Genomic DNA, 13,367 nt, shown 5'->3' with positions numbered 1-13,367 from the left:
ATGAGCGAATTGAGTGTTAATCACTTATTAGGAATAAAATATCTTAACAAAAACGATATTAATCTCATTTTTGAAACCGCAGACCATTTTAAAGAAGTAATTAATAGGTCTATTAAAAAAGTACCTTCTTTAAGAGATATTACTATTGCAAATATATTTTTTGAAAACAGTACTAGAACCAAACTTTCTTTTGAGCTAGCTGAAAAAAGATTGTCTGCTGATGTTATTAATTTTTCAGCATCACAATCCTCAGTAAAAAAAGGAGAAACGTTAATAGATACCGTAAATAACATTTTATCTATGAAAGTAGATATGGTTGTTATGAGGCATCCAAATCCTGGTGCAGGTGTGTTTTTGTCTAAGCACGTTAAAGCAGCCATAGTTAATGCCGGAGACGGAGCCCATGAGCATCCAACACAGGCGCTATTAGATTCTTACTCTATACGAGAAAAGTTAGGAGATGTAGGTGGTAAAAACGTTGTAATTGTTGGTGATATTTTACATTCTAGAGTGGCTTTATCTAATATATTGGCTCTTAAGTTACAAGGTGCAAATGTAAAAGTTTGCGGACCAAAAACATTAATTCCTAAACACATAGAGTCCTTAGGTGTAACGGTAGAAACAGATTTACGTAAAGCACTAAATTGGTGTGATGTTGCTAATATGTTGCGTGTGCAAAATGAACGTATGGATATTAGTTATTTTCCAACTACCAGAGAGTATACGCAACAATTTGGCGTAAATAAAGCTTTGTTAGAAAGCTTAAATAAAGAAATAGTAATAATGCACCCGGGACCTATAAACCGTGGAGTAGAAATTACTAGTGATGTTGCAGACTCTAATCAATCTATAATCTTAGATCAGGTAGAAAATGGCGTAGCTGTACGTATGGCTGTTATTTATTTACTTGCTTCTAAAATAAAATAATATACTATGGTTTTTGATAAAGATGGTACAACTACAATTGTAGACCAAGAAAATATCTCTTTGGCTAAATTTTTAGAGAATTTAAATAATGCTTACGAGAAAATAAAAAACGATAATATTATTGTTAACCTTTTTTCGTTTTCTGTATTAACAAGTTCAGATGTGCTAGAGTTTTTAGATTTATCTAATATGCACAGGGCAAGCAATAAGTCTTTTGTACTAGTTACTAATAAGGTTTCTTATGATGATGTACCAGAAGAAATTTGCGTAGTTCCTACCATACAAGAAGCAAGAGATATTATAGAAATGGAAGAAATAGAACGCGATTTAGGTATTTAATTTAAAACTAAAGTCTTTTAGCAAGCAATTTTTACTAAGTTATTAACTTAACCAACACAACTATTTTGCAATTAACAGTATTAGGTTGCCACGCAGCTACACCACGCACACTGGCAAATCCCACTTCACAAACATTAGATATTAAAGGGCATTTATTTTTAATAGATTGCGGAGAAGGTACTCAAGTGCAACTTAGAAAAAGTAAGCTTAAGTTTTCTAGAATAAAACATATATTTATTTCTCATTTACATGGCGATCATTTTTTTGGATTACCGGGGCTAGTATCTACTTTTAGATTATTAGGTAGAGAAAAAGAATTACATGTGTATGGTCCTAAAGGTATAAAAGAAGCAATAACAATGTTGCTTAAACTAGGAGATTCCTGGACCAATTATCCATTGTATTTTCACGAGTTAACCAGCAAAGAATCTACCGTAGTTTTTGAAGACGATAAAGTAAAGGTTTCTACAATACCATTAAATCACAGAATTTACACAAATGGTTTTTTGTTTCAAGAAAAAGAAGCAGAACGTAAATTAAATATTGATGCTGTTACAGCGTACAATATAGACAAGTGTTATTATCAAAAAATTAAAAACGGAAAAGACATTACTTTAGACAATGGCAATGTGGTTTCTAATACTATGTTAACTTTAGATCCACCTAAGCCTAAAAGTTATGCTTTTTGTAGTGATACTGTTTTTGAGCCAAGTATAATACCTATTATTAAAGATGTAGATGTGTTATATCATGAGGCTACTTTTTTAGATTCTGAAGCAGAACTAGCAACAAAAACAAAACATTCAACAGCTAAACAAGCAGCAATAATAGCAAAAGAGTCTAATGCAGGAGCCTTAGTGCTGGGGCATTATTCTACACGTTACAAATCTACCAGCTTATTTAAGCAAGAAGCAGAAGATGTTTTTACACCTGTATTTTTAGGAGAAGATGGTAAAGCTTTCGATTTTTAAGGGGATACGCTGTTATCAATTTTTTAAGTTTTATCTTTGCCGACTTTTTAAAGGTTAAAATAGGTGTAATTTTGGGGTCCGTAAATTTTTGTAAGGGTAACATTGTTAGTGTCTTAACTTTTAAGGTGATAATATTATAAATATGGAGAAGTTAAAAGGAGTACTATATGTTCTTGTAGGAGCAGCTAGTTATGGTGTGTTGGCAACATTTGTAAAAAAGGCAAATTTAGAAGGTTTTAGTACAAGCGGCTTAAATACCCTACAGTATTTAATAGGTTTTATAGGGGTGGCTTTATTGGCATTACTTAACAAAAAAAACAGTACGGTTATTAATTCAAAAGAAAATAAAAATAGTAAACTTAAACTTGTGCTTTTTGGTACTGCAGCTGGATTAACAAGTTATTTTTATTATTTAAGTTTAAATTATATTCCAGTTTCGGTAGCTATTATTTTTTTAATGCAAGCCATTTGGATGGGTGTTGTTTTAGAGATGATTTTAAGTAAAAAAGTAGATAAGCTTAAAATATTTGGTAGTTTATTGGTAATTGTAGGTACTTTATTTGCAGTAAACGTTTTTAATGAAAGTAAAGCTATAGATCCAACAGGTTTTATTTTAGGAGTAATGGCTAGTATGTGTTATACGGCTACGTTATATGCATCTAACACCGTAGCTGTTAATTTACATAATATGGTTAGAAGTAAGTATTTAGTATTAGGCGGTTTGTTAATAGTATTGCTTATTTGGAATACAGATTTACTAACAGAGTTTAATTATGCTAGCTTAAGTTTCTGGAAATACGGATTGTTTTTGGGCTTTTTTGGAGCCGTTTTACCTCCAATAGCCTTTAATAAAGGTTTCCCAATTACGGGTATTGGTTTAGGAAGTATATTAACATCTTTAGAAATACCTGTATCTATATTAACAGCAAGTATAATTTTAGGTGAAGAAATAAAAGGAGTGCAATGGTTGGGTGTTTTTATAATAATTATATCTGTAGCAGTTATAAATTATAAGAGTATTTTAAACGATATTAAAAACACTACAAACCAGTCTGCTTCTGCCTAAATAATTGCTAAATTTGTAGTGATAAAATTATAAATGTTATACGCCTTAAGTGCTATAGCTATTGTAATTTAAATTTAGAAATTACACTATGAAAAAGGATTTAGGAAACTATAGAAAATCATACCAAAAAAGTGAACTTTTAGAGAGCGGATTGACTAATAACCCAATAGAGTTATTTCAAAAATGGTTTTATGAGGTAGAGGCTACAGATGGTGTAGAGGAACCTAATGCAATGACAATCTCTACAATTGGTTTAGATGGCTTTCCTAAAAGTAGGGTAGTGTTGCTTAAAAAATATACGCACGAAGGTTTTATCTTTTACACCAATTATAATAGTGAAAAAGGTAAGGCTATAGCAAATAATCCAAATATGTGTATTTCTTTTTTTTGGCCAAATTTAGAAAGACAGGTTATTATTAAAGGAAAAGCAGAAAAAATAGCAGAGAATTTATCTGATGGTTATTTTGAATCTAGGCCAGATGGTAGTAAGCTTGGCGCTATAGTGTCTAACCAAAGTACGGTTATACCTTCTAGAGAATATTTAGAAGATAAATTAAAGTCTTTGGAAGAAGAATATGAAAATAAAGAAATAGAAAGGCCAAAACATTGGGGCGGATATATTGTAAAACCTGTATCTGTAGAGTTTTGGCAGGGAAGACCAAATAGGTTGCATGATAGAATTAGATATGAGTTGCAAGAAGACTACAATTGGAAGATAGAAAGATTAGCACCATAGTAGGTCTAGAACTAATTTGTATATTTGCACCCCAATAAAAAATGCTGTAATTAATTAATAATGAAGAAGAAAGTAGCTTTTTACACACTAGGTTGTAAACTAAACTTTTCAGAAACTTCTACCATAGCACGTAGCTTTGTAGATGAAGGTTTTGATAGGGTAGATTTTGCAGAAGCTGCGGATATGTATGTAATTAATACGTGTTCTGTAACAGAAAATGCAGATAAAAGATTTAAATCTATTGTAAAACAAGCTCAAAAGAAGAATCCAGATGCATTTGTGGCAGCAGTTGGTTGCTACGCACAATTAAAACCAGAAGAGTTAGCGGCTGTAGATGGTGTAGATTTAGTTTTAGGAGCTACCGAAAAATTTAAAATTACAGATTACATAAACGATTTGTCTAAAAATGATTTTGGAGAAGTACACTCTTGTGAAATTGAAGATGCAGATTTTTATGTAGGTAGCTACGCCATAGGAGATAGGACACGTGCATTTTTAAAAGTGCAAGATGGTTGTGATTATAAGTGTACCTATTGTACAATACCTTTAGCAAGAGGAATTTCTAGAAGTGATACATTAGAAAATGTATTAAAAAATGCAGCAGAAATATCTGCAAAAAATATTAAAGAAATTGTACTTACCGGTGTAAATATTGGCGATTATGGTAAAGGTGAGTTTGGTAATAAAAAACACCAACATACTTTTTTAGATCTAGTTAAAGCTTTAGATACCGTAAACGGTATACATAGACTTAGAATATCTTCAATAGAACCAAATTTATTAAAGAATGAGACTATAGATTTTGTGTCTAAAAGCAATTCTTTTGTTCCGCATTTTCATATTCCGCTGCAGAGTGGTAGTGATGCTATTTTAAAATTAATGCGTCGTAGGTATTTAACAAATTTGTACATAGACCGTGTAGCTAAAATTAGAGAAGTTATGCCGCACGCTTGTATTGGTGTAGATGTTATAGTTGGTTTTCCGGGCGAGACAGAAGAACACTTTTTAGAAACATATCATTTTTTAAATGAATTAGATATATCATATTTACACGTTTTTACTTATTCAGAAAGAGATAATACAGTGGCGGCAGAAATGGAAAACGCTGTGCCTAAAAACGTTAGGGCTAAGCGTAGTAAAATGTTAAGGGGTTTATCTGTTAAAAAACGTAGAGCCTTTTATGAAAGTCAGCTTGGCAGTACCAGAACCGTTTTGTTTGAAAGTGAAAACAAAGAAGGTTATATTAATGGTTTTACAGAAAATTATGTAAAAGTAAAAGCGCCTTGGAATCCAGAACTTATAAATACATTACATACAGTACGGCTTACAGAAATTGACGAAGACGGTTTAGTACGTTTTAATTTTGTAAAAACAGAAGCTACAGTTTAGTAAAACACGTTAAGCTATTAGCTACTATAAGATAAGAAGTAAAAAGGTGCTTTAAAGTAGAACAACTTTTAAAGCACCTTTTTTATTTTTTTAGATACGTATACCAATAGGTAACATTTCTTTGTAGAGTCTTTTATTTTTTCTTAAAAAACTAGCAACATCTGGGCTAGTAGGTACTACTCGCATATTTTTTTCTTGAATATCACTTAAAACAGCCTTAATAAAGTCTTCTTTAAATTCCGTTTCAATTATTTCTTCAGGAATAATTAGTTTTGTTAAAAACACCTTACGTTCTTGTGATGAGTATTCTAATTTGGCCAAATGCCCATTAACTCTAGTTTCATACTGGCGTAAAAAACTATTGTCCTTAATTTCTACTGCATTCATATAGTATATGGTTTTAAATTGAAGTTAAAATATGCGCTATTGTGTTCCAAAATAACGATATTTAGTATCGTCAAATCATATCTTTTTTTAAAAAATAAAATGATGACAACCTAACAAAGTTACGTTAAATTTACGTAAAAACCTAGTTTTCAATTTACTAAAGATTTAGTTGCTCTAATATATGCTTAATGTTTACTTAATGCCAGGTATGGCGGCTAATCCGTCTATATTTAAAAATATAAAACTACCAGAAGATAAATTTAATCTGCATTTACTCTCTTGGTTTGTTCCTAGTAAGGGGATGAGTTTAGAGGAGTATGCCTTACAAATGTGTACTAAAATTACAAAACCTAACGTTGTATTAATAGGTGTATCTTTTGGAGGTGTTTTAGTTCAGGAAATGGCTAAACATATTAATATTAAGAAAGTTATAATAATATCTAGCGTAAAATCTAAATATGAGTTACCTAGGCGCATGCGTTTGGCAAAATATACTAAAGCATACAAGTTACTGCCAACAGGTTTAGTAACTAATATAGAGGTTTTGGCCAAGTACGCTTTTGGAGAAACAGTAACCAAACGTTTAGAGTTGTATGAAGAGTATTTATCTGTTAATGATAAGTATTATATAGATTGGTCCTTAGAGCAAATAATTAATTGGAACCAAGATAAATGTGATCCTAATTTAGTACATATTCACGGAGATAAAGACCCCGTTTTTCCAATTAAACATATAAAAAACTGTATTACAGTACCAAATGGAACTCATATTATGATAATAAATAGATTTAAATGGTTTAATGAGCATTTGCCACAAATAATTTTAGAATAGATTAAGGTATTTAATATCTTTGATAACAATTGAATTATAAAGAAATAGATAGAAGATGAAATTAGTAAAAAAAATATTGATGTTTTTCGGAGTAGTGTTTGTAGCCGGCGCTTTAATGTTTGCGGTACAAAGTAGTGCTGTTGTACCACAAGAAGAAGAAAATGCACAGGAAGTGTCTCCAGAAAACGCTTATAAAATTACGTCTATAGACATACCAGAAGATTTAAATTTTGCAGGAGAAGCGGTTCCACTAACAGATCCGGAAGTAATGGAGCGCATAGATCGTGAGTTTTTAGTAAATACTTATTGGCAGTCCAATGCTTTGTTATTAATGAAAAGAGCACATAAATACTTCCCTATTATTGAGCCAATTTTAGCAAAAAACGGAGTTCCAGATGATTTTAAATATTTAGCAGTAGCAGAAAGCGGTTTACAAAATGTAGTTTCACCAGCAGGTGCAACAGGTTTTTGGCAAATTATGAGAGCTACAGGTAGAGAATATGGTTTAGAGGTAAATGATAATGTAGATGAGCGTTACCATATACAAAAATCTACAGAAGTTGCTTGTAGGTACTTAAAAAAGTATAAGGAAAAATTTGGAAATTGGACATTAGCTGCGGCTTCATACAATGCTGGTGCTGGTGCAATAAATAAATATTTAACACAACAAAAAGTAAACTCTTATTACGATTTATTATTGGGGCAGGAGACAGGAAGATATTTGTTTAGAATTATGGCAATAAAAGAAATATTATCTGCTCCAGAAAAATATGGTTTTGAAATTTCTGAAGAAGATATGTACAAGGCAGTGCCTAGTTTTACGGTAGATTTGGATGTACCTGTAGCTAATTTTGCAGATTTTGCTAATGAGTATGAGATTAACTACAAAATTTTAAAAAGACACAATCCTTGGTTACGAGAGCCGCATTTAAATAACAACTCTAGAAAAAAATACACTATAGAGATCCCTAATAAAGGATATTACAAAGTAGATTAAACTTTATTAGTAAAATTTAAAAAGCCCTTTAAACTTATTTTAAAGGGCTTTTTAAATATATATTTTTAAGTAAATTAGATTTTTTTCATTTGTTGCTTCATCATTTTTATCTGATCGGCAAGCATACCCTGTTTGTCTAATTTTTTAGCTTCGTTTAAAAGCATTGTAGCTTCTCTTTTACGTCTTTTCTGCATTGCAATACCAGCTAAGCTTAATTTAGCCATAGCAACATCATAATCCATTGTTAAGCCTAATTTTAAAGCTTTTTTAAAGTATTTTTCAGACTGAGTTAAGTTTGTCTGAGAAAAGATAATACCGTGCAAGTAATTGTAGTAACCTTGTTGCTTAACGGTTAATGCACCCTCTGGATTTTTAATTTTAGTTAACCATTTCTGAGTTCCAGCAAGGTCTTGCTTTCGCATTCTTAAAAAAGCAAGTAAAATAATTTCGTTTCTGTAATAAAGAAAAACAAAAACTAGTGATAATAAAATAAGGGCAATGCCATTACCTATATTACCTTCTACAAATTGATAAACTGCGTATGCTATTATTAAGGCTGCTACACCTATTTTAATATTTTTATTGAACATGTTTTTATTATTCTATTGTTTTATAAATAATTGTTGATGTAATTTTTGTTGGTATTTTTTGATCTCCTAGCATTGGCACTGTAGAGTTTCCTGTAGAGCTACCAGTAACTTCCATACTTGTAATAAAGCCAGTTTTAGTATTAGCTACTGCTTTAGTAGTTTGGGTACCTGTTAAATCCATATTAGCATTAGCATCTTTAACTGTCATTACTACATCTGCAGTACAGCTTAGCGTGGTAGTGTTAGCATCTTGTGCCTCTAAGGTCCATTTATTTTTTGTATTTAGTTTTCCAGTATATTCATTTTCCCAAGTATCACCAACAGCAACTTTATTTGCTACGTTAGGGTAAATGTATGTCATTTGCTTAAAGCTATTAGCTAAACCTTCTGTACCATATTCTTTAGCTAGAGATGTTTTAATAGTAGCTAAAGTAGTTTCATCTGTAATGCCAGATGCATCCATCATTTTATTAATTAAGTTTTCTCCGCCATCTACATTTGTAATATTACCATTAGCAGCTAAAGTAATTTTTACAGGAATGTTTAAAATAGAATTAAACATTTTAGATTGCATATCTCCTTCTTTTACTTCTTTAGCTTTAATGTCCATTAATACACCTTGTAGGTTAGATGTCATTTTCATATTTAGGTCTGTAAAAGACATTTCTATGCTGTAAGCACCATCTTTTTTTTCTATAACTTTCATTTTATACTCACCCGTAATATCGTTAGTAAGCTCATGAGACATACCTTGCATTTCTTGAGTAATGACTTGTTTAGCATTTTGTTGCACAATAAAAATATCGCCAACAGAAAGTTTGTACTCTAATTTAGTTTGTGCATTAACGCTTGTTAAGCACAGTAAAACCGAGGCAAGGAAGAATAATTTTTTCATTTAAAAATAGTGTTATAAATTAGCAAGCGCAAAAGTACTAAAAACAAACTAAAATATTTTATTAATTAGGTTTGCTATTGAAAAAACTCTTTGTATATTTGCGCCCAGCTTTTCAGGGGCTAAATTAAAGTTAAGATTTTTACATTATATTATTATAAAGATATTCTAAGATGAGCAAAAGAACGTTTCAACCATCAAAAAGAAAAAGAAAGAACAAACACGGTTTTAGAGAGCGTATGGCTTCTGTAAACGGAAGAAAAGTTCTAGCTAGAAGAAGAGCTAAAGGAAGAAAAAAACTTACTGTATCTTCTGAATTGAGACATAAAAAATAATGATTATATTTATCATAAAATAATTAAGGTGTTACTTTTTTAAAGTAACACCTTTTTTTTGACTATACCGTAGCAAAAAAACAATTTTAAATTACACCCAACACAGTAAAAATTAGTTATAATGCCAAAAAGAGAAGACATTAAATCTATTTTAATAATAGGTTCTGGACCAATAGTTATAGGGCAAGCGTGTGAGTTTGATTACTCTGGATCACAAGCACTACGCTCTTTACGTGAAGATGGAATTGAAACAATCTTAATTAATAGCAACCCTGCTACAATTATGACAGATCCTTCAATGGCGGATCATATTTACTTAAAGCCATTAACTACCAAATCTATTATAGAAATTTTAAAAAAGCATCCTAATATAGATGCAGTATTGCCAACAATGGGTGGGCAAACAGCATTAAACCTTTGTATAGAAGCTGATGAAAAAGGAATTTGGGAAGATTTTAATGTAGAAATTATTGGTGTAGATATAGACGCTATTAATATTACTGAAGACCGTGAAAAGTTTAGAGAGCTAATGCTTAAAATTGGTGTTGGTATGGCGCCACAAGCAACAGCAACATCTTTTTTAAAGGGTAAAGAAATTGCACAAGAATTTGGTTTTCCGCTTGTAATTAGAGCATCTTACACTTTGGGTGGGGCAGGAGCTTCTATTGTTTATAAGCCAGAAGATTTTGATGAATTACTTAGTAGAGGTTTAGAAATTTCTCCTATACATGAAGTAATGATTGATAAAGCTTTGCTAGGTTGGAAAGAGTATGAATTGGAGCTTTTAAGAGATAAAAATGATAATGTTGTAATTATTTGTACTATTGAAAATATGGACCCAATGGGGATACATACAGGAGATAGTATAACAGTTGCACCTGCTATGACACTTTCTGATTCTACTTTTCAGAGAATGAGAGATATGGCAATTAAAATGATGCGTAGTATTGGAGATTTTGCCGGTGGATGTAACGTACAGTTTGCTGTTAGTCCAGATGAAAAAGAGGATATTATAGCCATAGAAATTAACCCAAGGGTATCTAGATCTTCTGCATTAGCTTCTAAAGCAACAGGTTACCCAATAGCAAAAATTGCATCTAAATTAGCAATTGGTTACCATTTAGATGAACTAGATAACCAAATTACAAAATCTACTTCTGCTTTATTTGAGCCAACTTTAGACTACGTAATTGTAAAAATACCACGTTGGAATTTTGATAAATTTGAGGGTTCTGATAGAACTTTAGGCTTACAAATGAAATCTGTAGGAGAAGTAATGGGTATAGGCCGTTCTTTTCAAGAAGCACTGCACAAAGCAACACAATCTTTAGAAATTAAACGTAATGGTTTAGGTGCAGATGGTAAAGGATATACTAATTACGACCAAATTATACAAAAATTAACTGTACCTAGTTGGGATAGAGTTTTTGTTATTTATGATGCCATACAGTTGGGTATTCCGTTAAGTAGAATACATGAGATAACTAAAATAGATATGTGGTTCTTACGTCAGTATGAAGAATTACACAACCTAGAAAAAGAAATTTCTAAATATACAGTAGAAAGTTTACCACGTGAGTTGTTACTAGAGGCAAAGCAAAAAGGATTTGCAGACAGACAAATAGCTCATATGCTAGACTGCTACGAGAGTGAAGTGCATAAAAAACGTTCTGCACAAGGCATAAATAGAGTATTTAAATTGGTAGATACTTGTGCAGCAGAATTTAAAGCAATGACACCGTATTACTATTCTACTTTTGAAGCAGAAATAGAAACAGCAGACGGTAAACGTTATGTGCAAAATGATAGTGTTGTAACCGATAAAAAGAAAATTGTTGTACTAGGTTCTGGACCAAATAGAATAGGTCAAGGTATTGAGTTTGATTATTGTTGTGTACACGGAGTTTTAGCAGCTGCAGAATGTGGTTATGAAACTATTATGATTAACTGTAACCCAGAAACGGTATCTACCGATTTTGATACAGCAGATAAATTATATTTTGAACCTGTTTTCTGGGAACATATTTATGATATTATTCAGCATGAAAAACCAGAAGGTGTAATTGTACAGCTTGGTGGGCAAACAGCTTTAAAACTTGCCGAAAAACTATCTAAATACGGCATAAAAATTATAGGAACTAGTTTTGAGTCTCTAGATTTAGCAGAGGACAGAGGTAACTTTTCTAAAATGTTGTTAGAAAATAATATACCTTTTCCTAAATACGGTATCGCAGAAACTGCAGATGAGGCATTAACACTTGCAGATGAGTTAGATTTTCCTTTGTTAGTTAGACCTTCTTATGTATTGGGAGGGCAAGGGATGAAAATTGTAATTAACAAGCAAGAACTAGAAGAGCACGTTGTAGACTTATTACGTAAAATACCTAATAACAAATTATTATTAGATCATTATTTAGATGGTGCAATAGAGGCAGAAGCAGATGCAATTTGTGACGGAGAAGATGTTTACATAATTGGTATTATGGAGCATATAGAGCCTTGTGGTGTTCACTCTGGTGATTCTAACGCAACATTGCCTCCTTTTAACTTAGGAGAATTTGTAATGCAGCAAATTAAAGATCATACTAAAAAAATAGCTCTGGCATTAAATACTGTAGGTTTAATAAATATACAGTTTGCCATTAAAGATGATATGGTTTACATTATAGAAGCAAACCCAAGAGCTTCTAGAACGGTACCTTTTATAGCAAAAGCATACAAGGAGCCATATGTAAATTATGCAACTAAGGTAATGTTAGGAGAGAAAAAAGTTAAAGACTTTAATTTTAATCCTCAGTTAGAAGGTTTTGCAATTAAACAACCCGTATTTTCTTTTAATAAATTTCCTAATGTAAACAAAAATTTAGGCCCAGAAATGAAGAGTACGGGAGAAAGTATTTTGTTTATTGATAGTTTAAAAGATGATGACTTTTATAATTTATACGCCAGACGCAAAATGTACTTGAGTAAATAATATATATAAGTAGTAAAAATCCCTATTAGTTTTATTTCTAATAGGGATTTTTTTATGGAGTAAAAAGTAACCCCAACAGGGAGAGAAAAATACTCTTCCCTAAATGGGGTTAGTGTAACACCTTTGTAACTGTTTGTTTTTTAATTGTGTAAAGGAAGTATGTTAAATATTGATTTATCCCCTTTTGTTATTACTTTTGCTAAAGTTTCAAAAGAATCTTTTTCTGGATCTTCTGAGTTCCAATCGTTACGACCTTTGTCAAAATCTTGGTAATAAGTATCCCAATCTTTATATTTTTCTTTAGCCAATGTAAGTGTATTTGCTAAAATACTTAAACATTCTTCTTTAGTTAAATAACCAGCTGCATATCCCATACTTACATTATTTGCAATTCTTGCATAGTCCCATGATTTGTATGCGTAATCTCTGGTTTCTAAATCTTTTAAGGCTTCTAATAAAGACTCTTTATTAGTAATGTCCCAAGAGTTTTTTAAGACTCTTTTAGCTCCAGAGCTGTCAGATGTTTCAAAAGGGAATTCAAATATTTCTTTGTAGCCACTTACAAGCTCTTCATTAGTGGTGTACCCTGCATTAGACATCATAGATTCTACGCTATTGGCACCACCATATCCGTGAATAAAATAAATACCACCAAGCATAAAGCTACTTAGCGTATCATCTTTTAACTCTGCTTTAGTTCCGCAAGAAATTACAGATAATATTATAGCAGAACATAGTGCAAACAATTTAAACTGTTTTGTTTTTTTCATGATAAATAGAGTTTTTTTATTTCTTATATTGTAATTAAAATGATTACTATTTTTATGCTAAAATATGTCCAAAACGTTATATGTATTTATTAGAATATATATCTGCTTTAAAATAACCTATATTCGTTTATAATTTGCTTTTTTGCGCACATCTACTGTGTA

At 31.3% G+C, this 13,367-nt stretch carries 14 protein-coding genes; 10 read left to right on the top strand and 4 right to left on the bottom strand.

The annotated features are described in order from the left end of the window. The 6 genes from PBN93_RS00860 (at nt 1) to mtaB (ending at nt 5,428) form a co-directional block, all read left to right on the top strand. On the top strand, nt 1-927 hold the full coding sequence (locus PBN93_RS00860; RefSeq protein ID WP_077398771.1) for an aspartate carbamoyltransferase catalytic subunit: 927 nt from the start codon (nt 1-3) through the stop codon (nt 925-927). A 6-nt stretch (nt 928-933) separates the two neighbouring features. Beyond that, on the top strand, nt 934-1,266 hold the full coding sequence (locus PBN93_RS00855; protein WP_077398540.1) for a ribonuclease Z: 333 nt from the start codon (nt 934-936) through the stop codon (nt 1,264-1,266). 65 nt (nt 1,267-1,331) lie between these two features. Continuing rightward, nucleotides 1,332-2,237 (top strand): ribonuclease Z, encoded by a 906-nt coding sequence (locus PBN93_RS00850; RefSeq protein ID WP_271081195.1) that lies wholly within the window; start codon nt 1,332-1,334, stop codon nt 2,235-2,237. Nucleotides 2,238-2,379: 142 nt separating this feature from the next. Beyond that, nucleotides 2,380-3,303 (top strand): EamA family transporter, encoded by a 924-nt coding sequence (locus PBN93_RS00845; protein ID WP_271081194.1) that lies wholly within the window; start codon nt 2,380-2,382, stop codon nt 3,301-3,303. Between the two features lie 88 nt (nt 3,304-3,391). Continuing rightward, entirely contained in the window at nt 3,392-4,039 is a 648-nt protein-coding gene (pdxH, locus tag PBN93_RS00840) for a pyridoxamine 5'-phosphate oxidase (protein ID WP_271081193.1), read from the top strand. A 60-nt stretch (nt 4,040-4,099) separates the two neighbouring features. Continuing rightward, nucleotides 4,100-5,428, top strand: coding sequence for a tRNA (N(6)-L-threonylcarbamoyladenosine(37)-C(2))-methylthiotransferase MtaB (gene mtaB, locus PBN93_RS00835; protein WP_271081192.1), 1,329 nt, complete (start codon nt 4,100-4,102; stop codon nt 5,426-5,428). 90 nt (nt 5,429-5,518) lie between these two features. Here mtaB and PBN93_RS00830 read toward each other — a convergent pair whose 3' ends face one another. Next, entirely contained in the window at nt 5,519-5,815 is a 297-nt protein-coding gene (locus PBN93_RS00830) for an N-acetyltransferase (protein ID WP_077398530.1), read from the bottom strand. 181 nt (nt 5,816-5,996) lie between these two features. Here PBN93_RS00830 and PBN93_RS00825 point away from each other — a divergent pair, with 181 nt between their 5' ends. Both PBN93_RS00825 and PBN93_RS00820 read left to right on the top strand, forming a co-directional pair. Beyond that, on the top strand, nt 5,997-6,647 hold the full coding sequence (locus tag PBN93_RS00825) for an alpha/beta hydrolase family protein (protein WP_077398528.1): 651 nt from the start codon (nt 5,997-5,999) through the stop codon (nt 6,645-6,647). A gap of 55 nt (nt 6,648-6,702) precedes the next feature. After that, entirely contained in the window at nt 6,703-7,644 is a 942-nt protein-coding gene (locus tag PBN93_RS00820; protein WP_077398526.1) for a lytic transglycosylase domain-containing protein, read from the top strand. 74 nt (nt 7,645-7,718) lie between these two features. On the opposite strand, the gene PBN93_RS00815 is transcribed toward PBN93_RS00820, so the two are convergent. Both PBN93_RS00815 and PBN93_RS00810 read right to left on the bottom strand, forming a co-directional pair. Continuing rightward, nucleotides 7,719-8,234 carry a hypothetical protein gene (locus PBN93_RS00815; protein ID WP_077398524.1) on the bottom strand — a complete coding sequence of 172 codons (516 nt, stop codon included), beginning with the start codon at nt 8,232-8,234 and terminating at the stop codon, nt 7,719-7,721. Between the two features lie 7 nt (nt 8,235-8,241). Further along, complete coding sequence (locus PBN93_RS00810; protein ID WP_271081191.1) at nt 8,242-9,129, bottom strand: DUF6263 family protein; 888 nt, start codon at nt 9,127-9,129, stop codon at nt 8,242-8,244. A gap of 170 nt (nt 9,130-9,299) precedes the next feature. Between PBN93_RS00810 and rpmH the strand changes: the two genes are divergently transcribed. Then, on the top strand, nt 9,300-9,461 hold the full coding sequence (rpmH, locus tag PBN93_RS00805) for a 50S ribosomal protein L34 (protein WP_077398520.1): 162 nt from the start codon (nt 9,300-9,302) through the stop codon (nt 9,459-9,461). 121 nt (nt 9,462-9,582) lie between these two features. Then, nucleotides 9,583-12,435 carry a carbamoyl-phosphate synthase large subunit gene (gene carB / locus PBN93_RS00800; protein ID WP_077398518.1) on the top strand — a complete coding sequence of 951 codons (2,853 nt, stop codon included), beginning with the start codon at nt 9,583-9,585 and terminating at the stop codon, nt 12,433-12,435. Nucleotides 12,436-12,575: 140 nt separating this feature from the next. Here the strand turns inward: carB and PBN93_RS00795 are convergent, their stop codons facing one another. Continuing rightward, entirely contained in the window at nt 12,576-13,205 is a 630-nt protein-coding gene (locus tag PBN93_RS00795) for a DUF1266 domain-containing protein (RefSeq protein WP_077398516.1), read from the bottom strand. Nucleotides 13,206-13,367 lie beyond the last annotated feature (162 nt).

It is taken from the genome of Cellulophaga omnivescoria, from assembly GCF_027915275.1.
In the GTDB taxonomy this organism is placed as follows: domain Bacteria; phylum Bacteroidota; class Bacteroidia; order Flavobacteriales; family Flavobacteriaceae; genus Cellulophaga; species Cellulophaga omnivescoria.
This window is presented reverse-complemented; position numbering and strand designations above follow the sequence as displayed.